A 25,807-nucleotide genomic window follows, 5' to 3' on the forward strand; every position below is an offset into this window, starting at 1 on the left:
GGTCTCGGCGCGTCGGATGCCGGCGAGGTATCCCGTGATGGCCCCGACGACGAGCGCGACAGCGATGGGGCCGGCGATTCCCCGTCCCCGCCACCGTGGCAGGGGTGGCCTACGAGGCCCGATCTCGATGACGTCCATCTCGTTGTTGCGAGATTGCGATCCGCTAGTGATGGCACCGACCTCCGGTCTGGTTGGTCCATCGGCATTGACGCCCTTCATGCACCCAAGATATGACGGACAGCCAGACCGCGTGTGCCCGAAGCAGCCAACCGAGCAGCCAAGCCTGCAAGTCGTGGCGGACACTGGCGGACGTCAGAAGAAGCTCGACAAGGACCGGGGCCACGCCGACAAGCAGGCCGCGGCGGACTCGTAATGCATAGGTCGTGGCGACAGCAACGGCGACAGCAACCGAGGCGCGTTGCACCAGCCACAGACGGGGATCGGCCGTCACGGCAGGCGAGGCGACACGGCGACGGCCATCGCTCGGTGTGTGCCTCTTAATCCGCTGGTCCGGGGCGCTGCAAGCGCTGCCGCATCCCGTCAGTGTGGGGCACACAGGGGGCACAAGACACTGTCAAACGTCGTCAACCAGTCACCAACGATGGCAGCCCGAGACGCCGTGTGAGCAGGTGTCGCGGGCCGTTCCTGCTGGTGTCGGGACAGCGGCTCTATGTTCCGCTTCAACGTCTGAATTGGCTGGACCGGCTATCTCGGCCGCATCGATCCTGACTCCCGCCCTGTCGCTCGGCGGAACCGTCGCGGAGGCAGGACGGACCGGAGCTTGTCGGCTGCCTGAGCGAAGTCGGAGATGGCGGTGACGCAGCCATGGCCGATGTGGGCGAGCCAGAGCGAGCCGTCCCGCTCGGCGACGAGCGCCTGAGACAGCGGAACGGTGTGCACGTTGCCGTCACCATCCACCGTGGAAATCGCGTCCGTGCCGATGATCAGCGAGCCCTTGTTGCCGAACCGCTTCATGAGCGTCGGCCTGACCACCTCACCTGCCGGCACGAAGCGGGTGCTGGGGCAGGAGACATCGGTGGTGCCAAGAAGATCCGGTCGCGATCCGTACGGCACGACGATCATGGCGGATGAGAGCCAGTCCGACATGACGTCCCGCGCCGCTGTCGGAGTGAGGCCAGTCAGCTCGGTGAGTGAATCGGAGTAGTAATGCTCGGTTGTGCCGAACAACTCCAGGTGGGTCGCGGGTTCGAGCTCTTGGATCGGCCGCATCCAGGCCAGCGCCTCATACGTGGGCACGAGGACCGCGGGTAGGGCCAGGTTCCTAATCGCCTCCGGGTTGGCCATGTCCACCTGGTCGAGCCCTTCGTGCACAAGTCTTCGCAGCTCGGCCCAGAGCAGTTCCGCCGCGGTAGCAGCTTCGAAATTCTTGGCTTTCCTGTCGTCCTGCGGGGTGACCCTCAGCCCGAGTTGGTGCCGCGTACTGTCGACGACCTCGAACATGAGTTCAGCGCCGTTGCCGAGCCCGGCCCGCTGTACTGCTTGGCCGACTCGCAACTGCAGCGCCCGCATCAGCAGAAGCGCTTCCACGCTGGGTGCGGCACCGACGACCAGCGCGACCCCGCGAACCTCATCGGCGTACCAGACCGGACCCGATTGGTGGTTCACGAGGTGTGTGCCGTGGGTGATTCGCGGACCAGCGGGCAATCGAAGTCGCATCGCCCCAGGCGCTTCGGCGGTCACGGCGAGGACGGCGTTGCCGCTAGTGAAGAACCTCTCCACATGTTGTCTGATCTCGTCAGCCGTGAAGAGCCGGTAATCCACCGCGGGCCAGCGCGACAGGCCATGTCCGCGCGACCCGAAACGCCGCGCGAGCAGTGCTCCCCAGGGGTCGAGCACGCCCTCGTCGATGTTGAAGATGTCCCGGCTGTCTGCCTCGACGTCCGCGACAGCATCGGACAGGTCCTCCGGCGGAAGATCGCTGATAGCCGAGCAGATGGCGGTGAAGTGTTCCGCGATCTGCTCGGGAGTGCCGGCCGCGAGGAACGACGTCTCGTTCACCCAGGTGTCGTTCGAGTATTTCTCCGCGACGTGAGGATCGGACCATTCCACCAGGTGCTGCACCAGATGATTCAGGCCGACGGAGTCGATCTCTTCGTCGCGGGTGCCACAGCCGAACGTCAGCGATGCGGCCAGCATGCCCGGCAGATTTCGTTGGAGGACCGTAACTCCATCTATCTCCTCACGGTGCATGCGCGGATCGTAAGGCGACCGGTCAAGCTCGTGGGCTGCCGCCGCGCGGGTGACCCGGTGCTACCGCTCGGCCCAGGCACCCAGCTCGTTGCCGCTGGGGTCGGTGAAGTGGAATCGCCGGCCACCGGGGAACTCGTACGGCCCATTGACGACCTGCCCGCCGGCGGCCTTCACCGCCTGCACCGACCGGTCGAGGTCGGCCGAGTAGAGCAGCACCAGCGGGCCGCCCGCCCGGACTGCCTGGTCCACGCGCAGGCCGCCGACCTCGGGCGCGGAGTCGCCCTGCGGGCTCCGGATGCCGGCGTACCCCGGGCCGTAGTCGTTGAACTGCCAGTCGAACGCTTCGGCGTAGAAGCGTTTGGCCTGGTCGAGGTCGGTGACCGTGAACTCCACATAGTCGATGGCGTGGTGTTGGTGCGCAGATGACTCAGACATGCTCCGCATCGTGCCCGCCGGGTACGACATGGCCAGTGCGGCGCAGGCCCCCAGGTGCGCGCGATCACCGGTCCGGGTGGTCGTCCTCAACGCGAGGACGGTCAGCAGGTGTGTCTGCTCGCGGTGGGCTCTCGCCGCCGAGTAGCGCCGCCCGCAGGCGGGCGTTCTCGCGTGCGGCGCGGCGGTTCGGGCGGATGCCGGCGACGATGACGCCCACCCAGGCGAGGGCTACCAGCCCCCAGCCGATCCAGTAAACCGGGCCGTCGTTGGACCCCTCCACGACCAGGCCCACGACCAACAGGATCACCGACAGTGCCCTGACGACCAGGCGGGTCCGTCTGCTCATGGCGGGAACCTCGCTTCCGCTGACGGAGGTCGACTCCGGTTCCGTGGAGGTCGGGTGTCAGTGACACCGTGACACATCGACACCACCGGCTTCCGGCCCCGGAGTCGACCAACCGCCGCTACTCCGCTCGGTAGACGGAGATGTGGGCCGTGCTGTCCGCCTCGAACGGTCGCCGGTGCCAGTCGGCGTACCGCTCGGTGAGCCGGAGCCCGGCCTGCTGCGCCATCGCGTCGATCTGGTGCGGCCAGGCGTATCGCATCGCGAACGGCTTCAGGTGTACGCCGTCGCCGTCGAAGGTGATGGTCTGCCGGATGAACCGCTGCGCCGGCCGGTCGTACCGGTGCAGCCGGATCGTCGCGGAGTCCTCGGTCACGGCGCGGACCTGCACCTGCTCGTCCCGGTCGAAGCTGCGCGGGTCGGGCACGAACGCCTCGACGACGAACGCGCCGCCGGGCGACAGCACCCGGGCGACGTTGCGGAAGCAGTCCGCCTGCCGCTCGGCGTCCACCAGGTTGAACAGCGTGTTGAAGACCAGGTACGCCAGCTGGAACTGGCCCGGCACTCCTACGTCGGCCATGTCACCGACCACCACGGGGATCTGGTCGCCGCCGGGCTTGGCCCGCAGTTGCGCCATCATCTCCTCGGACGCCTCAACGCCCTGCACGCCGAGGCCACGCCCGGCGAGTGGCAGCGCGACCCGGCCGGTGCCGATCGCCAGTTCGAGGACCGGACCGCCGTTGGCCAGATCGGCCAGGAAATCCACGGCGGGCGCCGGGTCGGGGTTGGTGCCGTCGTCGTAGCCGGCGGCCCACAGCCGGCCGAAGAGGCCGGGATCGTCGAAGACCGACATTAGCGGCCTCCGGGGTTGGTGTCAGTGGCGCCCAGCAGCGCCGTGGTCAGGGGAACAGGTGTGCTCACGAAGTCTCGATTCCTCAGGTCGGATGACGTTCGGTCGGGGGGACTTCGCTGTGTCGGGCATGGCGGCTGCTCCCTTCGCGCGGCTGTCGAGTCAAGACAGCAGCGCCTGCCGGGCCCGGCAAGGCATTTACCTCAGCCGGGGCCACGGCAGACCGGGTTGGTCAGGAGATGTGGTGCAGGATCACGTTGTGCACGTGGTGGCTCTTCTGCGCGCCACGGAACTCCACCTCGTAGGTGTGCGTGCCGACGTGGATGGCGATCGCCCCGGTGGAGAAGAACGTGCCGCCCCAGGACTTGTTGCTGACCACGCTCACGCTGGTGATCTTCGAGTACGGGATGCTGGTGATCGCATGCCGCTTCCCGACGAACGAGCGGTCCTGGATGATCACGCGCCGGTCGGTCAGCCCGATGAATCCGGTGCCGGTGCCGACAGCGTCGTAGACGGCGATGATCTGCTCACCGTCGAGGAGTCCACTCTCGATCTGCTGGACCTGCTCCTTGCGGTCGTACGCGATGTTCGCCATGCGGACCAGGCTAGGCAACCGGCGCCAGCCGGCTGCTGTGGGCGACGACCAGGAACTCGCCGTCGCCCTGGCCGACGGGCTCACGGTGCCAGCCGCCGTGGATCCGGTCCACGGTGAAACCCGCGGCGGCCAGGGAGTCGCGGAGCTGCGCTTCGGAGCGGAAGCGCAGCGACGCCGAGCTGAGCAGTTCCGCGCCGTCGGCGAAGCGGTAGTGGTGGGTGAAGCTGACCGTGCCGTCGCCGTCCGGCAGCCTGATCAGCCGCCGGGCGTCAGCGCCCGGTGCCGTAGCCCAGGTCGAGGACCCGGGCGGCCGGGGTCTCGTCGACCACCGCCCGGAAGAAGTCGTCGTCCGGCCCCCACGCGCACTCGGCGTCGTAGACCTGGACCGGGCGGGGATGACCGAACTCGCCGTGTCTCATCGGTCCGCGTTGTTCGCGTCGGTCGCCGCGCGGACGAACTCCCGTACCCGGGTGGTGGTGTTGCTGGCCAGCCACACCGGGCCTCGCTCGATGGGTGGCGCGTCGTGGATCGGCACGTACGCCACGTCGGGGCGTGGGTAGTAGCGGCGGGTGTGCTCGCCCACCGGCAGCACGCCCCGGCCCATCGCCACCAGCGTCAGCATCTCGGAGAAGGTGTTCCCGGCGGGGCCCTTCGGCACCGGCCGGCCGGACGGGGTGCTCTCCGGGGTCCGGTCCCGCTTGAACTCCGCCGACGTCACCGACGGGTACTGCACCACGGGATGGTCGGCGAGCACCTCCAGCGACACGGACCGTTGCCGGGTGAGCGGGTGATCCGCGGCCACCGCCAGCATCCGGTCCTCGGACAGCAGCGCCGGGCCGTTGACCATCCCGTCGAACGGGTACGAGGCGATCAGCACGTCGGTCGAGCCGTCGAGCAGGCCGGACCGGGTGGTGGACAACTGCGCCTCGTGCACCTCCACCCGGCAGTCGGGGTGCCGTTCGGAGAACAGGGCCACCGCACGGAGCAGCACCGGCGCCGTCCACTCGCCGAGGAACGCCACCCGCAGCGTCCCGGTGACGCCCCGGCCGGCGTCGACCGCCCGGCGGACCGCCTCGTCGATCCCGGCCACGTGCGGGGCCAGGTCGTCGGCGAGTTGCCGCCCGATCGGGGTGAGCCGGACGACCCGACTGGTCCGGGCGAACAGCGGTGCCCCGATCTGGCGCTCCAGCTTCTTGATGACGTGACTGACCCTGCCGGTGCTGACCCGTAGTCGCTCGGCGGTCCGGCCGAAGTGCAGCTCCTCGGCGAGGGTCAGGAACGTCTCGACCTCGTACCGCTCCAGCACGTCGCTCCCACCGTTGACCTGTGGTCAACGATCGTAGCGGCAACCGGTCTTGGTCCGCGGCCCCCGTCGGCGGATCGTGAAGTCGGCAAGGAAACCCGCCCGATTGAGAGGCTGCGAGATGAGCATCGACGACTACCTGGCCGGCCTGGCCGGCCCGCTCCGCGAGATAGGGGAGAAGCTGACGCCCGTCATCGCGGACGCCCTGCCCGGGGCGACCGGCGCGATGTGGCACGGCCACCCGGTGTGGAGTCTGGGCGACCGGCCCGGTCAGCGCCCGGTCTGCCTGCTCAAGGGGTACGGGTCCTACGTCACCTTCGGGCTGTGGCGGGGGCAGGAGATCGCCGACCCCTCCGGGCGACTGGTGCCCGCCGCGCGGGCGATGGCGGTGGTGAAGCTGCACGGCGTCGCGGACATCGACCCGGCCCTGTTCACCGACTGGCTGCGTGCGGCGGCCGCGCTGGAGGAGGCGTGAGCGAGCGCAGCGAGCGAACCAGCAGGCACGGCAGCGCGGTGCGGGTAACCGGCTTCGACCACCTGGTGCTGACCGTCACGGACGTGGAGCGGGCCCTGGACTTCTATTGCGGCCGGCTCGGGTTCGCGCCGGTACGGGTCGATGAGTGGCGGGCCGGAACCGTCCCGTTCCCGTCGGTGCGGATCAGTCCCGAGAGCATCATCGACCTCGTCCGGGGCGACCCGCAGGGCACGAACGTCGATCACTTCTGCCTGGTGGTGGCGCCGCTGGACTGGGCGCAGGTGATCGACTCGGGCGTCTTCACGGTGCTGACCGGGCCGGTCAACCGGTTCGGCGCCCGCGGCTCGGCAACCTCGATCTACGTGCGGGACCCGGACGGCAACTCGGTGGAGCTGCGCTGGTATCCGCAGGACGCCCGCGCCGGTGCTTAACGGAAAATGCCTCGCAACGAGCGGTCAGGACTCGGTGACCGCGCGGTAGGCGTCTTCGATGCGGGCCGCCAGCAGGACCTCGCCCTCGGTCAACGGTTCGCCGTTACCGTGCCCGACCCGGATCTGGGTACTGTCTGACCGGCGGCTGATCTCGGGACGAAGACGCAGCGCGTCGGCGACGACCTTCACCCGTTCAGTCAGCGCCGCGTGTTGGGTATCGTCGATCTCCAGAGTCCGTCGGATCTGCTCGCCCTCACGCGTCCAACCCGATAGCAAGGTCAACGCGTCGGAAAGGTAGTCGTGCTTGGCCCGGCTGTTGAACAGCACGCGCATAACCGCACCCCCCAAGCGCCGTTGCCGGCTTGTGGCCAAATCGTCGCCATCCCGTGTCTTGTCGGTGCCCTCTAGTCTGTCGTCGCTCGGAAGGGGTGTCCACGCCCACACTTCCGTGTTCTGTTGGCCTAGCGGACGGCGACGGTACCCAAACCGCCGATTGATCTGGCACCCTGGACGCCCGTGCGGACCGAACGGGCTAATGGTGGCGGGCAGACCGAACGACGGGACCTGAAGGTGATCGTGGGAGCGGCGATCATCCGGGACGGGCGGGTGCTCGCCTGTGCCCGTTCCGCCCCGCCAGAGGTGGCGGGGATGTGGGAGTTTCCCGGTGGAAAGGTCGAGCCGGGGGAGGCCGAGATTGACGCGCTGGTCCGCGAGTGTGCGGAGGAACTGGCCGTACGCGTGGAGATCGGCGACCGGGTCGGCCGCAACGTGCGGATGGCGCACGGCCGCTCGGTGCTCAAGGTGTACGCCGCCCGGCTGCTGCACGACGATCAGCCGCAGGCCCTGGAGCACTCGGGGCTGCGCTGGCTCTCGGCCGACGAACTGGACTCGGTCACCTGGCTCCCCGCCGACGCCCCCATCGTGGCCGCCCTCCGCCCCCTGCTCGCGGATCCCCGGCCACCGAGCCGTTGATCATGAGGTTGGCGGGCTCGGGGAGCTCTGAAGCGCCCGCCAACCTCATGATCAACGCTGGAAATGGGGACGGGGGCTACCGGTTGTGCCGGTAGCCCCCGTTTTGGTGGTCTTTCAGTGCTTGTCGTCCTGCTCCGGGTGGGCGAAGTTGAGGTGCTCCGGAGGCAGCGGGAAGGTCACGTCGTCGCCGAACGGCGACGGCGCGGCGGCCCGGTCGAAGGTGAGCTCGGTCAGCGGCAGCCTGCCCCGGTCGTCGACCGCCGGCGCGGTCGGGTGTGGCACCTCCCGGTGCCAGTTGACGCCGCTCTGCGCCTGCACCTCAGCCTGCGGGTCGTGCGAACCACCCGCGTGCGAGTGCATGCCACCCTGGCTCGTACTCGGCGACGTCGCCGAGCCCTGACGGGCGGTGGTCACGCTGGTCTGGGGCGTCTCGCCCCGGCGGAAGATCTTGCTACCAAGCCACACAAGGGGATCGTACCTGCCGTCGACGACCCGCTCCTTCATGGGGATGATCCCGTTGTCAGTGATCTTGATGTGCTCGGGGCAAACCTCCGTGCAGCACTTGGTGATGTTGCAGAAGCCGAGGCCCTGTTCGGCCTGCGCGTAATCCTTGCGGTCGGTCCGGGTGTCCAACGGGTGCATGTCCAGCTCGGCCGCCCGGATGAAGTACCGAGGCCCGGAGAACGCCTGCTTGTTCTCGTCGTGGTCGCGGATCACGTGGCAGACGGTCTGGCACAGGAAGCACTCGATGCACTTGCGGAACTCCTGCGAGCGCTCGACGTCGACCTGCTGCATCCGGTAGTCGCCCGGAGCCACGTCCGCCGGCGGAGCGAACGCCGGCGTCTCCCGGGCCTTCTCGTAGTTGAACGAGACGTCGGTGACCAGGTCCCGGATCACCGGGAAGGTGCGCAGCGGGGTGACCGTGACGGTCTCCTCGTCCCCGAAGGTCGACATGCGGGTCATGCAGCCCAGCCGTGGCTTGCCGTTGATCTCCATCGAGCACGAGCCGCACTTGCCGGCCTTGCAGTTCCACCGGCACGCCAGGTCGGGCGCGTCGGTGGCCTGCAGGCGGTGGATGATGTCGAGGACGACCTCGCCCTCGTTCACCTCGACCATGTAGTCCTGCAGGTCACCGCCGGTCTCGTCGCCCCGCCAGATCCGGAACTGACGCTTCGCGCTCATCGGTTGTCCGCCTCTCCAGCGTCGGGGACGAGGGCGTCGATGTCAGCCAGCTCCTCGTCGGTGAGGTACTTGGCCAGCTCCGCCCGGTCGAAGAGGCCGAGCAGCTCCGGCCGCATCTTCGGCAGCGGCTTGCGGGTCAGCCGCACGGTGTCGCCGTCCAGCGCGCAGACCAGGTTGACCTGCCGCCACTCGGGCTCCATCGCCGGATAGTCCTCCCGGGTGTGCCCGCCGCGCGACTCCTGCCGCTCCAACGCCGCCTTCGCGGTGCACTCCGAGACCACCAGCATGTTGCGCAGGTCCAGTGCCAGGTGCCAGCCGGGGTTGTAGCGCCGGCCACCGGCCGCGCTCACCTTCGCCACGCGCTCGCGCAGCTCGGCCAGCCGGCCCAGAGCGTCGGCCAGCTCGCCCTCCCGCCGGATGATCCCGACCAGATCCCCCATGACCGCCTGGAGATCCTGCTGGAGGGTGTACGGGCTCTCGCCCGTGTCCCGCTGCAGCGGGGCCAGCGCGGTCTCCACCGCGGCCTCGACCGCGTCCACGGCCACCTTCGGCCGGGCATCCAGCCCGTCGGCGTAGCTGGCCGCGTGCCCACCCGCCCGCTTGCCGAAGACCAGCAGGTCGGACAGCGAGTTGCCGCCCAGCCGGTTGGAGCCGTGCATACCGCCGGAGACCTCACCGGCGGCGAAGAGCCCCCGAACGTGGCCGAAGGCGGCACCGGAGTCCGGGTCCACCTCGACACCACCCATCACGTAGTGGCAGGTCGGCCCGACCTCCATCGGCTCGGCGGTGATGTCGACGTCGGCCAGCTCCTTGAACTGGTGGTACATCGAAGGCAGCCGCCGGCGGATCTCGTCGGCCGAGCGCCGGCTGGCGATGTCCAGGAAGACGCCGCCGGCGGGGGAGCCCCGACCGGCCTTGACCTCGCTGTTGATCGCGCGGGCCACCTCGTCGCGGGGCAGCAGCTCCGGCGGACGCCGGTTGTTGTCCGGGTCGGTGTACCAGCGGTCCGCCTCCTCCTCGGTCTCCGCGTACTGCTTGCGGAAGACGTCCGGGACGTAGTCGAACATGAACCGCTTGCCGTCGGAGTTCTTCAGTACGCCGCCGTCGCCGCGTACCGATTCGGTGACCAGGATGCCCTTCACCGACGGCGGCCAGACCATGCCGGTCGGGTGGAACTGGAGGAACTCCATGTTGATCAGAGTCGCCCCGGCGCGCAGCGCCAGCGCGTGCCCGTCCCCGGTGTACTCCCAGGAGTTCGAGGTGACCTTGTAGGAGCGCCCGACGCCGCCGGTCGCCAGCACCACGGCCGGCGCCTCGAAGAGGACGAACTCCCCGGACTCCCGGTAGTAGCCGAACGCGCCGGCGACCCGGTCACCGTCCAGCAGCAGCTCGGTGATGGTGGTCTCGGAGAACACCTTGATCCGGGCGTCGTACGAGCCGAACTCCCGGTGGTCCTCCTGCTGGAGCGAGACGATCTTCTGCTGGAGGGTGCGGATCAGCTCCAGGCCGGTCCGGTCACCGACGTGCGCCAGCCGGGGGTACTCGTGGCCGCCGAAGTTGCGCTGGGAGATCTTGCCGTCCTTGGTGCGGTCGAAGAGCGCACCGTACGTCTCCAGCTCCCAGATCCGCTGCGGCGACTCCTTCGCGTGCAGCTCGGCCATCCGGAAGTTGTTGAGGAACTTGCCGCCGCGCATGGTGTCGCGGAAGTGCACCTGCCAGCTGTCCCGGCTGTTCACGTTCCCCATCGCGGCGGCCGCGCCGCCCTCGGCCATCACCGTGTGCGCCTTGCCGAAGAGCGACTTGGAGATGATCGCGGTCTTCTTGCCGGCGAGCCGGGCCTCGATCGCCGCCCGCAGGCCGGCGCCGCCGGCCCCGATCACGACGACGTCGTAGTGGTGTCGTTCGATTCGCGTGGTAGTGGTCATGTCGGGGGCCCTTTAGTTGATGAACCGCAGGTCGGGGAACCAGTCCGCGGCGATCGCCATGATGTAGAAGTCCGTCAGCGCGAGCGTGCCGAGGGTGATCCAGGCGAGCTGCATGTGCCGGACGTTCAACGCCGAGATGAAGGTCCAGGCCCGATAGCGCACCGGGTGCTTGGAGAAGTGCTTGAGCCGGCCGCCGATGATGTGCCGGCAGGAGTGGCAGGAGATGGTGTACGCCCAGAGCATCACCACGTTGACCAGCAGGACGATGTTGCCCAGACCGAAGCCGAAGCCCTTCGGCGAGTGGAAGGCGAGGATCGCGTCCCAGGTGTTGATCAGCGAGATGATCACGGCGGCGTAGAAGAAGTAGCGGTGCAGGTTCTGACCGAGCAGCGGGAAGCGGGTCTCACCGCCGTACTCCTTGTGACCGTCCGGCACGGCGCAGGCCGGCGGGGACAGCCAGAACGACCGGTAGTACGCCTTGCGGTAGTAGTAGCAGGTGAGCCGGAACAGCAGCAGGAACGGCAGGGTCAGCGCCGCGTCCGGAATGATCCACCAGCCGGGCAGGAACCGGCCGAAGTGCGAGGCGCCCTCCACACACCGCTCGGTGACGCAGGGGGAGTAGAACGGGGTCAGGTAGTGGAACTCGTCGACCCAGTAGTAGTCGTGCATGAAGACCCGGACCGTCGCGTACGCGATCCAGGCGCTCAGCCCGATCACGGTGATCAGCGGGGCGAACCACCAGCGGTCGGTACGCAACGTCTTCGCCGCGATGGCGGCGCGCGCCCGCGCTCCCCGCGGCCTCGTTGCCGTTGATGTCATTCGAGTCGTCTCCTCGACGGGCCCGTACGGGCGGGCTGATCTTCTCCGGTCGGCACGCGGACCGGCGAACCCGCACCCGCTGCCACGTCATGCGCACACCAACAACCACGCCGGATCGACCGGCGCAGCTAAGTGACACACGTTACGCCGATCTTTGCGAGCCGTCCCCGCAAGGGACCGTCCCGTGTGTCCGACCTGCGGAAAAGCCCTGGTAAGCCGGTCAATGGCGCGGTGTTAAGAACGTCACTGTCCCGCCCCGCCCGCTCAGCCGGAGGCACCCCCGGTGAAGTGCCACGACGCCAGTCGCACCGGTGGCGCCGCCCACCAGGCACCGTCCACCCGGTCCGGTTGGCGTACCGGCCGCGCGCCCAGCCCGAGCACCGCGCCCGGCCCGAGCGCCCGCGGGTACGACTCGGTGAACCGCAGATCGCGGACCGCCCGCACCACCGTGCCGTCCTCGACCAGCCAGACGCCGTTGCGGGTCAACCCGGTGACGACGAGGCTCTTCGGGTCGAGCACCCGCGTGTACCAGAGGTCGGTGACCAGCAGCCCCCGACGTACGCCGGCGACCAGCGCCGCGGTGTCCGAGTCGACGACGGCGCCGGCCGCCGCGCCGGTGGTGCTCCGGCCCACCGGGCTGGCGGGGCCGGCCACCGCGCCGGACAGGCGCAGGTTGCGGGCCATCGGGCCCCAGGTGGCACCGCCCGCGACCGCGTGCCCGGTGGACTCCGCGCCCGCCTCGACGGCGGTGCGCCGGTCGTGTGCCACCGCCCGGGTGGTGCCCGCCTCGACCAGGGTCAGCGCCCGCCGGCCGGTGCCCTCGGCGTCGAACGGCAGCCCCGACGCACTGAGCGGGTCGTCCACCAGGGTCACCGTCCGGTCGAACTGGTCCGCCCCCGGCTCGGCGAAGGACTGCCGCTCGGCGTACCGCTTGCCGTTGAAGCCGTACCAGGAGAGGTTCTGCAGCAGGTCCGCCACGGCGGCCGGTTCGAACACCACCTCGTAGTGCCCCGGTGGCAGCTCGATCGGGTCGGCCGCGGCCTGGGCCTTGGCAGCGGCACGTCCACCCAGCTCGGCGCCGTCGATGTCGGACAGCCGGTCGGCGCACTGCCGGGCCACCCCGTCCGCGCCGGCCTGGCGGGCGATGCCGTCCATCGCCGCCTCCACCGAGCGGCCGTGCGCGGTGTGCCCCGCCGAGTTGGCGTACGCCGACGATCGGTGCGCGGTGCGGCAGTAGCCCGCCGTGGTGAGACCCCCGGCGGCGGCCACGAACGCGCGGACCCGGTCGGCCCGCTGATCCGGCTCGGCGTGCGCGGTGGCCTCGTCGACGGGCGGGGCGAGCGGCGCGGGCGTGGGCGGGGCCAGCCCCGGCCAGCCCGGGTCGGGCGGGCAGAGCCGCGCCGCGGCCAGGGTGCGCTCGACCAGCGCGCGCAACCCGTCGGCGGTGACGACGCTGCCGCTGCCGGCGGCGGTCCGCCCGTCGACGTGCACCCGTAGCCGGATTCCGACGGTCGACTCGGCGACGTTCTGGTGGATGGCCGAGTTGGCGAACCGGGTCAGCGCCAGATCGGCGCGGGTCACCACCGCCTCGGCCTGCGCGGCCGGGCCGCCGAGACGCCGGACCAGCTCGATGACCTGCGCGGCAAGCTCCAGCTCCGTCGGCCCGCTCATGCCGACACCCCCACCCGGACGTTGCGGAAGCGGGCGGGCGCGGCCGGATGGCCGGTGTGCCCGGTCTGGCCGGGCTGGCCCTTGCCGCAGTTGGGCGTCCCCCAGGGCACCGTCTCGCCGGAGAGCATGTCCATCGAGCGCCAGAAGAGCGGGCCGATCCCGGTGTAGGTGGGGTTGCGCAGCATCCGCCCGCGCCGACCCTTCTTGATCTCCCAGCCGACCTCGCAGCCGAACTGGAAGTTGAGGCGCTTGTCGTCGATCGACCAGGATCGGTTGAGGTCCATCAGCACCCCGTCGTCGGTGGCCGCGATGATCTCGTCCAGCGTGTGCGGGCCCGGTTCGAGGCCCACGTTGGTCATTCGCACCATCGGCAGCCGGGCCCACCCGTCGGCGCGTACGCTGCCGCCGTAGTCCAGGCTGGCCATGGCGGCCGAGTCCCGGCCGGCGAGCACACCCACCCACCGCCCGTCGCGGACCGCGTCCCGCTTGACCGCCGGGGAGCCCTCGTCGTCGAAGCCGAAGCTGCCCAGCGCGCCGGGGATGGTCGGGTCGATGGTGATGTTCATCAGTTCGGAGCCGTAGCGCAGCGAGCCGAGCTGGGCCAGGTCCAGCCAGGACGTGCCGGCGAACGCGGCCTCCCAGCCGAGGATCCGGTCCAGCTCGATGGCGTGCCCGACCGACTCGTGGATCTGCAGGGCCAACTGCTCGCCGCCGAGGATCAGATCCGTCTCGCCGGCGGGGCAGGGCGGTGCGGTGAGCAGCGCCCGGGACTCCTCGGCGATCTGCGCGGCGCGGGCGGCCAGGTCGAGCGACTCGACCAGCTCCCAACCGGTGGTGCCGTACTGCCCCCGGTAGCTGGGCCAGGAGCGACGCTGCGTCTCGCCGTCACCGATCGAGGTGGCCGAGATGCCGCCGCCGCACTCGCGGATCCGCTGGTCGATCCGGTGGCCCTCGCTGGAGACGAACCACTTGGCGGTGTCCCAGATCTGGTACAGCCCCTCGGCCAGGTCGGCGCCGTGCTCGGCCATCGTGCGGGTCGCGCCGACCAGCAGGTCGCCCTTGTCCGACAGGGGCACCCCGAGCGGATCGATCTGGCAGCCCGAGGCCCAGCTCGCGGTGACCGCCTCGACCGGCACCAGGTCGACCGGCGGGCCGGGCACCCGCGCGCTCGCCGTGGCGATCCGAGCCGCGCGCCGGCCGGCGTCGCGGGCGGCGGCATCCGAGAGATCGGGTACGGCATGGAAGCCCCAGCTCGCCCCGACCAGCGCGCGGACGCCGATCCCGATGCTCTCGTCCTGGGTCAGCTCCTCCACGTCGCCGTTGCGCGCGGTCATCGACTCGTAGCGGCGGTGCATCACCCGGGCGTCGGCGTATCGGGCGCCCGCGTCGAGGGCGGCCTGGACGGCGGCGGTGGCCGCGTCGAACTCGGTCATGCGACCGACCCTAGGCCAGCCGACCGACGCCCGTCAGGGGAGCAGATCCTCCGGCCGGATGGTGGCCCGCACGGGCTCCGTCAGCTCCAACACCTCGCCGGCCTTGGTCGTCGACCGCTGCACGTAGTGGGAGTTCTGCCGTTGATAGAGGTGCATCGTCAGGGTCTCCTGCTCGACGAGCAGGTACCACTCGATCCCGGCGGCGGCGTAGACGTGCGGCTTCAGCACCCGGTCAATGATCGCGGTGTGTGGCGCGGCGATCTCTCCGACCAGGAGGACGGCGCTGGCCGGCACGCAGGCTGCGGTGAAGTCGAGCTCCGCCGTCACCACCAGGTCGGGATTGAGGATCCGCCTCGCGTCCAGCCTCAGGTTGATCACCGATAGCAGGGTGCGATCTGCGGCGGCACACCCGGATTTCAAGGCTGTTGCCAGGGCACCGACGATCACCTGGTGGATGACGGTCGGCGGTGGTCCGATGAGCAGTCCGCCGTCGAGGAGTTCGATTCGGCAGGCCGTCTCACCGAGGGCGAGGTAGTCCGGTTCGGTCCAGGGCAGCGGGTGGTCGGCAATTCCCGTGGGTAGCACCTGCCAAGTGCAGCTGAGGTGGCGTCACCGAGGTCGCACCTGAGGTGCGAGCACGGCATGAATGGCCATGGATGGCGAGGTGAGGGGTGTTCAGGCCGATGCCGACTCGTTACGCTCGGGCCCGCTGACAGGTGCCGACTTTGTAGCTTATTTTCACCCTCGGGACTTTCCTGTAAGTTCTCTTCGTCACTGAGGGAGGCGGCCGTGGACAGCTCGGATCCGGCGCCGTCCGGGGAACCGGACGACCGTCCCACCGTGCCGGTGCAGCGCTCCGACCAGGACGCCTACCTGCGGGTGACCGACCTGCGGGTCCGGTTCGACACCGAGGACGGCGTGGTGCGCGCGGTCGACGGGGTGTCGTTCGCCGTCGAGCGGGGTCGCACCCTCGGCATCGTCGGCGAGTCCGGCTCCGGCAAGAGCGTCACCTCGCTGGCCATCCTCGGCCTGCACGATCCCAAGCGGACGACCATCACCGGCGAGATTTCGGTCGGCGGCCGGCAGGTGGTGGGCCTCGGAGACGAGGAGGTACGCCGGCTGCGCGGCCGCGACATGGCGATGATCTTCCAGGACCCGCTCTCCGCGCTGCACCCGTACTACACCGTGGGCCGGCAGATCGCCGAGGCGTACCGGGTGCACCACCCGAAGGCCAGCCGGCGAGAGGCCCGCCAGCGGGCGGTGGACATGCTGGACCGGGTCGGCATCCCACAGCCGGCGCGTCGCTTCGACCAGTACCCGCACGAGTTCTCCGGCGGCATGCGCCAGCGGGCGATGATCGCCATGGCGCTGGTCAACGACCCGGCCCTGCTGATCGCCGACGAGCCGACCACCGCGCTGGACGTCACCGTGCAGGCGCAGATCCTGGACCTGCTCGCCGACCTCCAGGCCGAGTTCCACTCCGCGATCATCCTGATCACCCACGACCTCGGCGTGGTCGGCCAGGTCGCCGACGAGGTGCTGGTGATGTACGGCGGTCGCGCCGTGGAGCGCGGCAGCGTCGAGCAGGTGCTCCGCTCGCCGCAGCACCCGTACACCTGGGGGTTGCTCTCCAGCGTGCCGTCGCTGCACGGCGACGCGGACGCGGACCTGCTGCCGATCCAGGGCAACCCGCCCAGCCTCATCAACCTGCCGCCCGGCTGCGCCTTCCACCCGCGCTGCCGTTACGCGGACCGCCCCGGGGACCGGGCCCGCACCGAGGTGCCCGAGCTGCGCCCCGCGGGCGCAACCGGCTCAGCCGGCGCGGACGGCCACCTGGTCGCCTGCCACCTGACCGCCGAGGAGCGCAGCACGCTCTACGCCGAGGACGTCGCATCCGTGGGGGTGGCCCGATGACCGATCAGCCGCTGCTGCGGGTACGCGGCCTGACCAAGCACTTCCCGGTACGCCAGGGGCTGCGCGCCACCGGTCTGGTGCAGGCGGTGGACGGGCTCGACTTCGACGTGCGCCCGGGCGAGACGCTCGGCCTGGTGGGGGAGTCCGGCTGCGGCAAGACCACCACCGGTCGAATGTTGGTGCGGTTGCTGGAGCCGACCGCCGGCAGCATCGAGTTCGATGGACGGGACATCACGCACGCCGGCCGGCGCGAGCTGCGCCCGCTGCGCCAGGACCTTCAGATCATCTTCCAGGACCCGTACGCCTCCCTGAACCCCCGGCACACCGTGGGCCGGATCGTGGCGATGCCCCTGCAGGTCAACGGGATCAAGCCGCCGGGTGGGATCAAGGCCCGCGTGCAGGAGCTGCTGGAGCTGGTCGGGTTGAACCCGGAGCACTACAACCGGTACCCGCACGAGTTCTCCGGTGGCCAGCGCCAGCGCATCGGCATCGCCCGTGCGCTGGCCCTGCGGCCCAAGCTGATCGTCGCCGACGAGCCGGTCTCGGCGCTGGACGTCTCGATCCAGGCGCAGGTGGTCAACCTGCTGCGGGACCTGCAACGGGACCTGGGCCTGGCGTTCGTGTTCATCGCCCACGACCTGGCCGTGGTCCGGCACTTCTGTCAGCGGGTCGCGGTGATGTACCTGGGGCGGATTGTGGAGATCGGCGACCGGGCGGACATCTACGAGCGTCCGCAGCACCCGTACACCCGGGCGCTGCTCTCGGCGATCCCGGACGTCACCCGGCTCGGCCCGGGGGGCCGGATCCGGTTGACCGGCGACGTGCCCACCCCGCTCGACCCGCCGTCGGGCTGCCGGTTCCGCACCCGCTGCTGGAAGGCGCAGGACATCTGCGCCACCGAGGAGCCGGCGCTGGTGCCGCGCGACGGCGGCGACCAGGCCACCGCGTGTCACTTCCCGGAAGCGGGAGGGGCCCCCGCAGGGGAGGCCGCCGACGCGATCGTCGAGGAGGTGTCGCCGTGAGCCTGTCCCCGGTGGAGGGTGTGGCGCTGGCCGAGATCGAGTCCGGCACGGGCGCGGGCGGTCCGGAGGTCAAGGGTGTGGTCGGCCGCTCGCCCGGCCAGCTCGCCTGGCTCCGGCTGCGCCGCGACCGTACGGCCATCGTCAGCGGCGCGCTGCTGATCTTCTTCGTTCTGCTGGCGCTCGCCGCCCCGCTGGTCGAGATGGTCTACGGGGTCGGCCCCCGTGACCAGTTCCAGAAGCTGTTGGACAACTTCGGCATGCCGTTGGGCTACGCCGGCGGTGTCACCGGGGACCACTGGTTCGGTCTGGAGCCGGGGCTGGGCCGGGACATCTTCATCCGGTTGATCTATGGGCTGCGGACCTCGCTCTTCATCGCGTTCGCCGCGGCCCTGATCACCGCGACGATCGGCATCGTGCTCGGCGCCCTCGCCGGCTACCTGGGCGGCTGGCTCGACGCGGTCATCAACTGGATCACCGACCTGACCCTGGCCATGCCGTTCCTGATCATCGCGCTGGCGCTCACCCCCACCCTGACGCTGCGCTTCTACGGCGAGCGGGGGCAGGTGTCGGCGGCCTTCGGGGTGGGCGTGCTGATCGCCGTATTCGCCATCTTCGGCTGGACCAGTACGGCCCGACTGGTGCGTGGGCAGGTGATCGCGCTGCGCGAGCGGGAGTTCGTGGAGGCGGCCAAGGCCAGCGGCGCCGGGCTCGGGCACATGCTCTTCCGGCAGTTGCTGCCGAACATCTGGGCGCCGATCCTGGTCTCGTTCTCGCTGGCGGTGCCGCAGTTCATCACCAGCGAGGCAGCGCTCTCGTTCATCGGCGTCGGCCTCAGCGACGAGACCCCGAGCTTCGGCCGGATGATCTACGACAGTCTGGACTTCCTCCAGACCGACCCGGCGTACGTGTTCTTCCCGGGCATCACGATCTTCGCGCTGGTGTTCGCCTTCAACCTTTTCGGCGACGCGTTGCGTGACGCGCTCGACCCGAAGTCGTCCCGGTAGGGGTTTTCCATGGCGCGATTTCTGATCAAGCGGCTCTTCTCCGCCACGCTGACCCTCTTCGCGGTCAGCGTGCTGACCTTCCTGATGTTCTTCGCCCTGCCGCGTGACCCGGTCACCGGCATGTGCCCGAAGAACTGCAACCCGGAGCGGCTGGAGCGGGTCCGGACCGAGTTGGGCCTGAACGACCCGCTGATCAGCCAGTACGCCGGCTACATGAAGGGCATCGTGGCCGGACGGGACCTGGGCAGCGCCCAGGGCGGCCGGTGTGACGCGCCCTGCCTGGGCTGGTCGTACGTCACCAACGAGGCGGTCTCGGACACCATCGCCCGGGTGCTGCCGGTGACGCTGAGCATCGTGATCCCGGCGGCCATCCTCTGGCTGCTGCTCGGGGTTGGTCTGGGCATGGTCTCCGCGCTGCGCCGGGGCACCTGGCTGGACCGGCTGGCGATCGGCTTCTCCCTGACCGGCGCCTCGTTGCAGCTCTACTTCGTGGGCGCGGTGCTGCTGCTGGTGTTCGTCTACAACCTGCGGCTGCTGCCGGTGCCCAGCTACACCTCGATCTTCGACAGTCCGGGGAAGTGGGCCAGTGGGCTGGTGCTGGCCTGGGTCGCGCTGGCCTTCCTGTTCTCGGCCATCTACGCCCGGCTGTCCCGAGCGCAGATGCTGGAGACGTTGTCGGAGGACTTCGTCCGCACCGCGCGGGCCAAGGGCCTGGCGAAACCCAAGGTGTACGGGCGGCACGCGCTGCGCGCGGCGATCACCCCGGTGGTGACGATCGCCGGCCTGGACGTCGGTGGCGCGCTCGGTGGCACCGTCATCACCGAGACGACCTTCGGCATCCAGGGGCTGGGGCGTACCGCGGTGGATGCGGTGCGCTCGGGCGACCTGCCCACCATCATGGCCACCGTGCTGATCGCGGCCGTCTTCGTGGTGCTGGCGAACGTGCTGGTGGATCTGCTCTACGCGGCCATCGACCCGCGGGTCCGGCTGCACTGAACCCGGCCGTCGATCTGGGTGTCCACCACCCGGATGGCGGCGAAATTTATCGACAACTGTTACACAATTCGTAGGTTTTCTTCTTTACGATCCTCGAGACGTCGGCGGTTCTCGCCCCGACGGACCGCACGGCACATTGATGAAGGAGGTACTTCATGCGACCACGCGTGGCGGCCGCCGTAGGCGGCGCGATCGCTCTGGTTGTGGCATTGGGTGCGTGCTCGGAGAACACGGGCGAGGGCACCACGGTGGACACCGAGCGGAAGCAGACCGGGGTCATCGCGACCGACCCCAAGGACTCCCAGGGCCCGGCGGCCGAGGTGAGCGGCGCCCAGAAGGGCGGCACGTTCACCATCATCCGCGAGACGCCGATCTCCCACCTGGACCCGCAGCGGACGTACTCGTTCGCCGGTCTGATGGCGAACCCGCTCTTCGCTCGCTACCTGACCACCTGGAAGGACGACGGCAAGGGCGGCCTCGTTCTCGTCGGTGACCTGGCCGAGACGCCGGGCACCAATGTCAACAAGGACTGCAAGGTCTGGGAATTCAAGATCAAGGACGGGGTGAAGTTCGAGGACGGCCGCCCGATCACCTCCAAGGAGATCGCGTACGGCATCGCCCGCTCCTTCGACCCGGACCTCTCCGGTGGCCCGACCTACATTCAGGAGTGGCTGGCCGACACCGCCCAGTTCGACACCAAGTGGGACTTCAAGAAGAACAAGACGTCGCTGCCGCCCGGGCTGACCACGCCGGACGAGAAGACGCTGCGCTTCGAGTTCGCCAAGCCCCGCTGTGACCTGCCGTTCGCGGTCTCGCTGCCGACCACCGCGCCGCTGCCTCCGGACAAGGACACCGGCGTCAACCTGGACCAGAAGCCGTTCTCCTCCGGTCCCTACAAGATCGCCAAGAACCAGACCGGCGTACAGCTCACCCTGGACCGCAATCCCAACTGGGACCCGGCCACCGACGCGGTGCGCCACCAGTACCCGGACCAGTTCGTGTGGAGCTTCGGCCCGACCGCGGACGCCGCCAACAACCGGGTGATCGCCGACAACGGGGCCGACCAGAGCGCGCTGGCCTGGAACTACGTGCCGGCCTCGCTGGTCGCCAAGGTGGCCGGGGACGCGGCGCTGAAGTCCCGCACCATCCTCTCCCCGACGCCGAGCACCAACCAGCTCCTGATCAACAACCAGCGGGTCACCGACCTGAAGGTCCGCCAGGCGCTCAACTACGCCATCGACCGGGAGGGCCTGATCAAGGCGATGGGCGGGCAGACCATCGCCGCGCCGCTGACCACGCTGATGCCGCCAGCCACGATCGGCTTCAAGGCGTACGACGCGTACCCGGCCGGTGCGAACGGCAACGTCGACAAGGCCAAGGAGCTGCTCGGCGGAAAGACGCCGGAGCTGGTCCTCGGCGTCGCCGACAACTCGACGGAGCAGCAGCAGGGCGCCCAGCTCAAGGCCAACCTGGAGCGGGCCGGCTTCAAGATCACGCTTCGCAACATCCCGGACGACGCGAAGCTCGACGAGGTCAAGAAGAAGAACAACCCCTGGGACCTGTACATCGGCAACTGGGCGGCGGACTGGCCGAGCGGCGCGTCGATCCTGCCGGTGCTCTACGACGGCCGCACCATCAAGGCCGAGGGCAACAGCAACAGCGCGTACTTCAACGACCCGGCGGTCAACACCGAGATCGACCGGATCCTCGCGCTCGAGCCGGGCGCTCAGGGGCCTGAGTGGGCCAAGCTCGATGAGCGGATCATGAAGGAGCAGGCCCCGGTGGTGCCGCTCTTCGTCGACGTGGCCTACGCGGTGCACGGGTCCAAGGCGGGTGGCGTCTTCATCTCCAGCGTCTTCGGCTACCCGTCGTTTGTCGACGCGCACGTCAAGCCGTAAGTCACATCGCAGGCAGGCAGGGTCCCCTCCCGACAGCGTCGTCGGAAGGGGGCCCTTGCCGTTCACACCGAACAGGTGCCCCAACGACGATCACCCAGCTCGCTATCGCCCTCGGGGTTTTCTGAACACGACAGTTCACAGCAGGTGGGTACGGAGGAAATCGAGTTCCAGAGGGAGCAGGCGCTCCGCGGTGCCGTTCGCGGCCATGTGGGTGGCGCCGGTCAGCGGCAGCACGGCGTGCGGCCGGCCGGTGTTCAGCAGGGCCGCGGAGAGCCGGAGCGTGTGCGCGGCCACCACGTTGTCGTCGGCCAGGCCGTGCACCAGCAGCAACGGCCGGGCCTGGTCTGGACCGGTGACCGGCTCGGCGGCCAGCTCGACCAGCGAGTGGTGCGCGTAGATGTCCGCCCCGTCCTCCGGCATCCCGAGGTAGCGCTCGGTGTACGCGGTGTCGTACAACGCCCAGTCGGTCACCGGAGCGCCGGCGATCCCGCACCGGAACAGCTCCGGGTGGCGTAGCACCGCCAGCCCGGCCAGCCAGCCCCCGAACGACCAGCCGCGCACCCCCACCCGGCCCAGGTCCAGGTCGGGGTGCTTGCCGGCGAGCGCGGTCAGCGCGTCGATCTGGTCGGTCAGGATCACGTCGGCCACCCGCCGGTGGATCGCCTTCTCGAACGACGGGGCCACTCCCGGCGTACCCCGGTTGTCGATGGTGACCACCGCGAACCCGGCGTCGGCCCACCACTGCCGTTCCAGCCAGGCGGCCCGGGCGGCCACGACCTCCTGGTGCCCCGGACCGCCGTAGACGTCCAGCAGCACGGGCAACCGCCGGCCCGTCACGTGGTTGTCCGGGTAGAGCACCGCCGCCGGCAGCCGCCGGTCGGTCACCCGTTCCAGCAGCGGCAGTGGCGAATACGGAGGGGTGGCGGCCAGCGACCGCAGCTCGGCCAACTCCTGGTCGCCGCGGCGGACCGTCCACCGCACCCCGGCGTGGTCCAGCGAGGCGACCCCGACGACCAGCACGTCCCCGCCGACGGCGGCGGTGTGCCAGCCGGAGTCGGTGGTGAGCCGGCGGGCGTCCACCCCGCCGCCGATGGTGGTGCGGACCCGGAACAGGTGCCGCTCGCTCGGCTCGCCGTCACTCGCCTCGACCAGCAGGTCGGCCGGGCCGGTGCCGGCGGGGAGCCGGCCCACCACCCGCCGCACGTACAGCGACGGCGGGGTGAGCAGGGTGCCGTCGGCGAACAGGCACCGCGCGTCGTACCCGTCGTGGGCCAGCTCGCCACCGACCAGCACCCGGCCGTCCGGCAGGTGCGCCGGTGTGCCGGCGATCGGCTCGACCCAGCGCGGATCAGCCAGTTCGGCGTGCACCTGCGTCTCACCGGTCCTGGGGTCCACCGCGAGCACCAGGCCGTGCTGCTGCGAGCGGCGCAGCACGGTGATCAGCGGGCTGCCCTCGGCCCAGCTGACCCCGGTCAGGTACGGGTAGGTCTCCCGGTCCCAGTGCACGTCGACCCAGCCGTCGTCCAGGTCCAGCAGGTGCAGGCTGACCTCCGCGTTCGGCCCACCGGCCCGGGGGTACGCGACGGCGGTCGGCGGGCTCGCCGGATCGGCCGGGTCGTGCAGGTGCCAGCGGTCCAGTCGGGACTCGTCGACCCGGGCCGCGAGCACCGAGCCGCCGTCCGGCGCCCACCAGTAGCCCCGGAACCGCCCGAACTCCTCGGCCGCGATGTGCTCGGCCAGCCCCCAGCTCACACCGGCGTCCTCGCCGGCCAGCAGGGTGTCGGTGCCGTCGGCGTCGATCAGCCGGAGCTCGCCCCGGCGGATTCCCTCGGCCGCGTCGGTCACGTACGCCAGCCGCTGCCCGGTCGGGTCCGGCCGTGGGTCCAGCACCGGGCCGACGGTGGCCACCTCCACCACGTCGCCGTGCACCAGGTCGGCCCGGAACAGCCGGCCGGCGAGCGCGAACACCGCCACCCGACCGGCGGCGTCCAGGGCGTACGAGCCGATGCCGGCGGCGCTGAGCCGCAGCCGCTCGCGTAGCGCGCGCTCACCGGGGGAGAGCGCCCCGGCGTCGCCGTCGGCGCCCAGCAGGGTGGCCGGGTCGGCGACCAGCCGCTCCTCGGCGGTGGCCACATCGAGCAGCCAGAGCGCGTCCGCCGGATCCTCCGGGCCGCCGGAGCGCAGGAAGATCACCCGGGAGCCGTCCTCGGCCACGGAGACAGCACGCGGCGCGCCGTGGCTGAACCGGCGGGTGCGGGCGGCCAGCTCCGGAAAGTCCACAGGCCAAATCGTAGAGCCGCGCCGGGCGTGATGTGGCCGACCTGGGCGGACGCGTCTACGGCCGCGGGCCGGAACCGCCGGTTAGAGTGACCGTCGTGACGATGCTGCCCGACCGCCGCCTGCTGCTGGTCCACGCGCACCCCGACGACGAGTCGATCGGCACCGGCTCGACGATGGCCCACTACGCCGCCAACGGCGCCCACGTCACGCTGGTGACCTGCACCCTCGGCGAGGAGGGCGAGATCCACGTGCCGGAGCTGGCCCAGCTCGCCGCCGCCGGGGCCGACCAGCTCGGCGGGTACCGGATCGGTGAGCTGGCCGCCGCGTGCGCCGCGCTCGGCGTCACCGACCACCGCTTCCTCGGCGGCGCCGGCCGCTACCGCGACTCGGGAATGATGGGGCTCGCGACCAACGAGCACCTTCGCGCCTTCTGGCAGGCCGACCTGGACGAGGCCGCCGGGCACCTGGTGGAGATTCTGCGGGAGGTCCGCCCGCAGGTGCTCATCACGTACGACCCGAACGGCTTCTACGGCCACCCCGACCACATCCAGGCGCACCGGGTGGCGATGCGCGCCGTCGAGCTGGCCGCCGCCGAGGGCTGCGCCCCCGCCAAGGTCTACTGGACGGCCATGCCGCGCAGCGTGCTGGAGGCCGGAATGACGCACTTCGCCGAATCCTCGGACAACCCGTTCGCCGGCATCCAGGACATCGCCGACCTGCCCTTCGGCACCCCGGACGACCAGATCGCCGCCCGGATCGACGCGACGGAGCAGCACACCGTGAAGGAGGCCGCGATGCGGGCGCACGCCACGCAGATCCCGGCCACCTCCTGGCTCTACTCGATCGCCGGCAACTTCGGCGGCGAGTTCATGGGCGTGGAGTTCTTCACGCTCGCGGTCGGCGAGAAGGGCCCCGGCGCCGGCCGGTACGGCTGGGAGGACGACCTCTTCGCCGGGCTGTCCGAGGAGGGCGCCCCGGGCCGGCTCCCGGTCGTCGCGGCCGGTCTCCGGTGACCCTGCCCGTCGCCCCGATGTCGGTCGTGCAAGGCCAGGACGCTCCGCCTCCGGCGGGGCCGCCCCCGCGCCTGCTGGACCTGGGCCTGCGGTTGGCCGGCGCGATCGTCGTGGTGGTGGCCGGGGTGCTGACCGGGGTGCTGGAGCTGTTGTTCTCCACGGTCCGGGTCGGGGGGCAGCTGATCGGCGTGTCGGCGCTGCTCGCCGTCGGGGCCAACATCGCGCTGAGCTGGTTCGCGTACGAGGTGGTCGGCCGCCGGTGGGCGGTGGCGCTGCCCGCGGTGCCGTGGTTCGTGCTGATGGCGGTGGCCGCCGTCCGGACCAGCGAGGGCGACCTGCTGCTGGCTGGCGACAACTGGGTCGGCCTGGCCATGATCGTCGCCGGGGCGATGACCTTCGCGGTGATGGGGTTCCGGCAGATCCTCGCCGCTCCGCCCGCACTGGGCGGCTGATGACGCCACCCAGGTACGGGTGGTAGATATCTCTGCCAGAGATGCGTGCCCCTCGACGGGGCGTACAGCAGGAGGTCGTGCGGTGGACGGACGGTGGCGTGACGTCGGAGTGCTCGCGGGAGCGCTGTTCGCGGTCAACGTGGTGGCCCGGCTGATCATCCGGTTCGGCTTCGACGGTGACGACACCGCCGCCGACCGGGTGTCGCTGGCGATGTTCGCGGTGATCGGGCTGATCCTGGCCGTGGTCGCCTTCCGGTGGGCTCGCCGCCGGCCGCTGGCTGACTGGGCGGCCGACATGGCCCTCGTGGTGCTGGTCGCGATGGCGCTGACCGTGCTGGTCGGGCCCCTGCTGATCGCTCACAACCCGTTCGCCGGCGGTGCGGCGACGTTCTTCGCCCAGATCTGGCTCTACCTGCTGGCCGCCGGCGCCGGAGTGGTGGTCGGCTACCTGGTCCTCACCGCGCTCGGGCGGGACTACCGCTCCCAGCAGCTCAAGCGGTACGCCGAGGTCAAGGCCGCCAAGCCGCGCCGGGTCGTCCGCCGCTGACCCGTCCGGGCAGGCGGTCCGGATGGGGCGGTCCGC

26 protein-coding genes are annotated in these 25,807 nt (G+C 70.4%); 11 read left to right on the plus strand and 15 right to left on the minus strand.

The features are described from left to right. Nucleotides 1-705 precede the first annotated feature (705 nt). From ACWD6N_RS24840 to ACWD6N_RS24870, 7 genes are all read right to left on the minus strand, one after another. Nucleotides 706-2,211, minus strand: coding sequence for a hypothetical protein (locus tag ACWD6N_RS24840; protein ID WP_354963675.1), 1,506 nt, complete (start codon nucleotides 2,209-2,211; stop codon nucleotides 706-708). 60 nt (nucleotides 2,212-2,271) lie between these two features. After that, nucleotides 2,272-2,646, minus strand: a complete 375-nt coding sequence (locus ACWD6N_RS24845; RefSeq protein ID WP_354963676.1) for a VOC family protein — start codon at nucleotides 2,644-2,646, stop codon at nucleotides 2,272-2,274. Nucleotides 2,647-2,710: 64 nt separating this feature from the next. Continuing rightward, on the minus strand, nucleotides 2,711-2,992 hold the full coding sequence (locus ACWD6N_RS24850; protein WP_354963677.1) for a hypothetical protein: 282 nt from the start codon (nucleotides 2,990-2,992) through the stop codon (nucleotides 2,711-2,713). Nucleotides 2,993-3,110: 118 nt separating this feature from the next. After that, nucleotides 3,111-3,842 carry a class I SAM-dependent methyltransferase gene (locus ACWD6N_RS24855; RefSeq protein WP_354963678.1) on the minus strand — a complete coding sequence of 244 codons (732 nt, stop codon included), beginning with the start codon at nucleotides 3,840-3,842 and terminating at the stop codon, nucleotides 3,111-3,113. 229 nt (nucleotides 3,843-4,071) lie between these two features. Next, nucleotides 4,072-4,434: a PH domain-containing protein gene (locus tag ACWD6N_RS24860; RefSeq protein ID WP_007464929.1), complete on the minus strand. Its 363-nt coding sequence runs from the start codon at nucleotides 4,432-4,434 to the stop codon at nucleotides 4,072-4,074. Nucleotides 4,435-4,703: 269 nt separating this feature from the next. Further along, nucleotides 4,704-4,853 carry a hypothetical protein gene (locus ACWD6N_RS24865; protein ID WP_387327720.1) on the minus strand — a complete coding sequence of 50 codons (150 nt, stop codon included), beginning with the start codon at nucleotides 4,851-4,853 and terminating at the stop codon, nucleotides 4,704-4,706. After that, on the minus strand, nucleotides 4,850-5,740 hold the full coding sequence (locus ACWD6N_RS24870; RefSeq protein ID WP_354963680.1) for a LysR family transcriptional regulator: 891 nt from the start codon (nucleotides 5,738-5,740) through the stop codon (nucleotides 4,850-4,852). The genes ACWD6N_RS24865 and ACWD6N_RS24870 overlap by 4 nt, the downstream gene beginning before the upstream one ends. A gap of 118 nt (nucleotides 5,741-5,858) precedes the next feature. Here ACWD6N_RS24870 and ACWD6N_RS24875 point away from each other — a divergent pair, with 118 nt between their 5' ends. Further along, nucleotides 5,859-6,212, plus strand: coding sequence for a DUF1801 domain-containing protein (locus tag ACWD6N_RS24875; RefSeq protein ID WP_354963681.1), 354 nt, complete (start codon nucleotides 5,859-5,861; stop codon nucleotides 6,210-6,212). Next, complete coding sequence (locus ACWD6N_RS24880; RefSeq protein WP_354963682.1) at nucleotides 6,209-6,643, plus strand: VOC family protein; 435 nt, start codon at nucleotides 6,209-6,211, stop codon at nucleotides 6,641-6,643. The genes ACWD6N_RS24875 and ACWD6N_RS24880 overlap by 4 nt, the downstream gene beginning before the upstream one ends. A 24-nt stretch (nucleotides 6,644-6,667) precedes the next feature. Here ACWD6N_RS24880 and ACWD6N_RS24885 read toward each other — a convergent pair whose 3' ends face one another. Then, nucleotides 6,668-6,976 (minus strand): 4a-hydroxytetrahydrobiopterin dehydratase, encoded by a 309-nt coding sequence (locus ACWD6N_RS24885; protein WP_089019073.1) that lies wholly within the window; start codon nucleotides 6,974-6,976, stop codon nucleotides 6,668-6,670. Nucleotides 6,977-7,159: 183 nt separating this feature from the next. Between ACWD6N_RS24885 and ACWD6N_RS24890 the strand changes: the two genes are divergently transcribed. Then, nucleotides 7,160-7,615, plus strand: a complete 456-nt coding sequence (locus tag ACWD6N_RS24890; RefSeq protein WP_354963683.1) for a (deoxy)nucleoside triphosphate pyrophosphohydrolase — start codon at nucleotides 7,160-7,162, stop codon at nucleotides 7,613-7,615. A gap of 114 nt (nucleotides 7,616-7,729) precedes the next feature. Here the strand turns inward: ACWD6N_RS24890 and ACWD6N_RS24895 are convergent, their stop codons facing one another. The 6 genes from ACWD6N_RS24895 to ACWD6N_RS24920 all read right to left on the minus strand — a co-directional run bounded on the left by ACWD6N_RS24895 (nucleotide 7,730) and on the right by ACWD6N_RS24920 (nucleotide 15,230). Then, nucleotides 7,730-8,797, minus strand: a complete 1,068-nt coding sequence (locus tag ACWD6N_RS24895) for a succinate dehydrogenase/fumarate reductase iron-sulfur subunit (protein WP_354963684.1) — start codon at nucleotides 8,795-8,797, stop codon at nucleotides 7,730-7,732. Further along, nucleotides 8,794-10,722, minus strand: coding sequence for a fumarate reductase/succinate dehydrogenase flavoprotein subunit (locus tag ACWD6N_RS24900; RefSeq protein ID WP_450005189.1), 1,929 nt, complete (start codon nucleotides 10,720-10,722; stop codon nucleotides 8,794-8,796). The genes ACWD6N_RS24895 and ACWD6N_RS24900 overlap by 4 nt, the downstream gene beginning before the upstream one ends. 12 nt (nucleotides 10,723-10,734) lie before the next feature. Then, entirely contained in the window at nucleotides 10,735-11,541 is an 807-nt protein-coding gene (locus ACWD6N_RS24905; protein WP_354963686.1) for a hypothetical protein, read from the minus strand. Between the two features lie 264 nt (nucleotides 11,542-11,805). Beyond that, nucleotides 11,806-13,212 carry a TldD/PmbA family protein gene (locus tag ACWD6N_RS24910; RefSeq protein WP_354963687.1) on the minus strand — a complete coding sequence of 469 codons (1,407 nt, stop codon included), beginning with the start codon at nucleotides 13,210-13,212 and terminating at the stop codon, nucleotides 11,806-11,808. Then, nucleotides 13,209-14,645: a TldD/PmbA family protein gene (locus tag ACWD6N_RS24915; protein ID WP_387327715.1), complete on the minus strand. Its 1,437-nt coding sequence runs from the start codon at nucleotides 14,643-14,645 to the stop codon at nucleotides 13,209-13,211. Before ACWD6N_RS24915 ends, ACWD6N_RS24910 begins: the two co-directional genes overlap by 4 nt. Nucleotides 14,646-14,678: 33 nt before the next feature. After that, a complete protein-coding gene (locus ACWD6N_RS24920) occupies nucleotides 14,679-15,230 on the minus strand; it encodes a Uma2 family endonuclease (protein ID WP_354963689.1) in 552 nt (183 codons plus the stop codon). A 255-nt stretch (nucleotides 15,231-15,485) separates the two neighbouring features. Here ACWD6N_RS24920 and ACWD6N_RS24925 point away from each other — a divergent pair, with 255 nt between their 5' ends. The 5 genes from ACWD6N_RS24925 (at nucleotide 15,486) to ACWD6N_RS24945 (ending at nucleotide 21,479) form a co-directional block, all read left to right on the plus strand. Continuing rightward, nucleotides 15,486-16,559: an ABC transporter ATP-binding protein gene (locus ACWD6N_RS24925; RefSeq protein WP_354964001.1), complete on the plus strand. Its 1,074-nt coding sequence runs from the start codon at nucleotides 15,486-15,488 to the stop codon at nucleotides 16,557-16,559. After that, nucleotides 16,556-17,581: an ABC transporter ATP-binding protein gene (locus tag ACWD6N_RS24930; RefSeq protein ID WP_354963690.1), complete on the plus strand. Its 1,026-nt coding sequence runs from the start codon at nucleotides 16,556-16,558 to the stop codon at nucleotides 17,579-17,581. Before ACWD6N_RS24925 ends, ACWD6N_RS24930 begins: the two co-directional genes overlap by 4 nt. After that, nucleotides 17,578-18,585: an ABC transporter permease gene (locus ACWD6N_RS24935; RefSeq protein WP_354963691.1), complete on the plus strand. Its 1,008-nt coding sequence runs from the start codon at nucleotides 17,578-17,580 to the stop codon at nucleotides 18,583-18,585. The genes ACWD6N_RS24930 and ACWD6N_RS24935 overlap by 4 nt, the downstream gene beginning before the upstream one ends. Nucleotides 18,586-18,594: 9 nt before the next feature. Then, entirely contained in the window at nucleotides 18,595-19,581 is a 987-nt protein-coding gene (locus tag ACWD6N_RS24940; protein WP_354963692.1) for an ABC transporter permease, read from the plus strand. 155 nt (nucleotides 19,582-19,736) lie between these two features. Next, nucleotides 19,737-21,479: an ABC transporter substrate-binding protein gene (locus tag ACWD6N_RS24945; protein ID WP_354963693.1), complete on the plus strand. Its 1,743-nt coding sequence runs from the start codon at nucleotides 19,737-19,739 to the stop codon at nucleotides 21,477-21,479. Between the two features lie 135 nt (nucleotides 21,480-21,614). Here the strand turns inward: ACWD6N_RS24945 and ACWD6N_RS24950 are convergent, their stop codons facing one another. After that, nucleotides 21,615-23,759, minus strand: a complete 2,145-nt coding sequence (locus ACWD6N_RS24950; protein ID WP_387327711.1) for a S9 family peptidase — start codon at nucleotides 23,757-23,759, stop codon at nucleotides 21,615-21,617. Between the two features lie 86 nt (nucleotides 23,760-23,845). Here ACWD6N_RS24950 and mshB point away from each other — a divergent pair, with 86 nt between their 5' ends. The 3 genes from mshB to ACWD6N_RS24965 all read left to right on the plus strand — a co-directional run bounded on the left by mshB (nucleotide 23,846) and on the right by ACWD6N_RS24965 (nucleotide 25,771). Next, nucleotides 23,846-24,772, plus strand: coding sequence for an N-acetyl-1-D-myo-inositol-2-amino-2-deoxy-alpha-D-glucopyranoside deacetylase (gene mshB / locus ACWD6N_RS24955; protein ID WP_354963695.1), 927 nt, complete (start codon nucleotides 23,846-23,848; stop codon nucleotides 24,770-24,772). A gap of 17 nt (nucleotides 24,773-24,789) precedes the next feature. Further along, nucleotides 24,790-25,224 (plus strand): hypothetical protein, encoded by a 435-nt coding sequence (locus tag ACWD6N_RS24960; protein ID WP_354963696.1) that lies wholly within the window; start codon nucleotides 24,790-24,792, stop codon nucleotides 25,222-25,224. Nucleotides 25,225-25,306: 82 nt separating this feature from the next. After that, a complete protein-coding gene (locus tag ACWD6N_RS24965) occupies nucleotides 25,307-25,771 on the plus strand; it encodes a hypothetical protein (protein WP_387327709.1) in 465 nt (154 codons plus the stop codon). Nucleotides 25,772-25,807: the final 36 nt, after the last annotated feature.

The organism is Micromonospora sp. NPDC005163, assembly GCF_053599835.1.

Bases quoted from the DNA above. Each gene is read 5' to 3' on its own strand.
- ACWD6N_RS24840 (WP_354963675.1), bottom strand. From the start codon at position 2,211: ATGCACCGTGAGGAGATAGATGGAGTTACGGTCCTCCAACGAAATCTG.
- ACWD6N_RS24845 (WP_354963676.1), bottom strand. From the start codon at position 2,646: ATGTCTGAGTCATCTGCGCACCAACACCACGCCATCGACTATGTGGAG.
- ACWD6N_RS24850 (WP_354963677.1), bottom strand. From the start codon at position 2,992: ATGAGCAGACGGACCCGCCTGGTCGTCAGGGCACTGTCGGTGATCCTG.
- ACWD6N_RS24855 (WP_354963678.1), bottom strand. From the start codon at position 3,842: ATGTCGGTCTTCGACGATCCCGGCCTCTTCGGCCGGCTGTGGGCCGCC.
- ACWD6N_RS24860 (WP_007464929.1), bottom strand. From the start codon at position 4,434: ATGGCGAACATCGCGTACGACCGCAAGGAGCAGGTCCAGCAGATCGAG.
- ACWD6N_RS24865 (WP_387327720.1), bottom strand. From the start codon at position 4,853: ATGAGACACGGCGAGTTCGGTCATCCCCGCCCGGTCCAGGTCTACGAC.
- ACWD6N_RS24875 (WP_354963681.1), top strand. From the start codon at position 5,859: ATGAGCATCGACGACTACCTGGCCGGCCTGGCCGGCCCGCTCCGCGAG.
- ACWD6N_RS24885 (WP_089019073.1), bottom strand. From the start codon at position 6,976: ATGCGCGTGCTGTTCAACAGCCGGGCCAAGCACGACTACCTTTCCGAC.
- ACWD6N_RS24895 (WP_354963684.1), bottom strand. From the start codon at position 8,797: ATGAGCGCGAAGCGTCAGTTCCGGATCTGGCGGGGCGACGAGACCGGC.
- ACWD6N_RS24900 (WP_450005189.1), bottom strand. From the start codon at position 10,722: ATGACCACTACCACGCGAATCGAACGACACCACTACGACGTCGTCGTG.
- ACWD6N_RS24905 (WP_354963686.1), bottom strand. From the start codon at position 11,541: ATGACATCAACGGCAACGAGGCCGCGGGGAGCGCGGGCGCGCGCCGCC.
- ACWD6N_RS24910 (WP_354963687.1), bottom strand. From the start codon at position 13,212: ATGAGCGGGCCGACGGAGCTGGAGCTTGCCGCGCAGGTCATCGAGCTG.
- ACWD6N_RS24915 (WP_387327715.1), bottom strand. From the start codon at position 14,645: ATGACCGAGTTCGACGCGGCCACCGCCGCCGTCCAGGCCGCCCTCGAC.
- ACWD6N_RS24930 (WP_354963690.1), top strand. From the start codon at position 16,556: ATGACCGATCAGCCGCTGCTGCGGGTACGCGGCCTGACCAAGCACTTC.
- ACWD6N_RS24940 (WP_354963692.1), top strand. From the start codon at position 18,595: ATGGCGCGATTTCTGATCAAGCGGCTCTTCTCCGCCACGCTGACCCTC.
- ACWD6N_RS24945 (WP_354963693.1), top strand. From the start codon at position 19,737: ATGCGACCACGCGTGGCGGCCGCCGTAGGCGGCGCGATCGCTCTGGTT.
- ACWD6N_RS24960 (WP_354963696.1), top strand. From the start codon at position 24,790: ATGTCGGTCGTGCAAGGCCAGGACGCTCCGCCTCCGGCGGGGCCGCCC.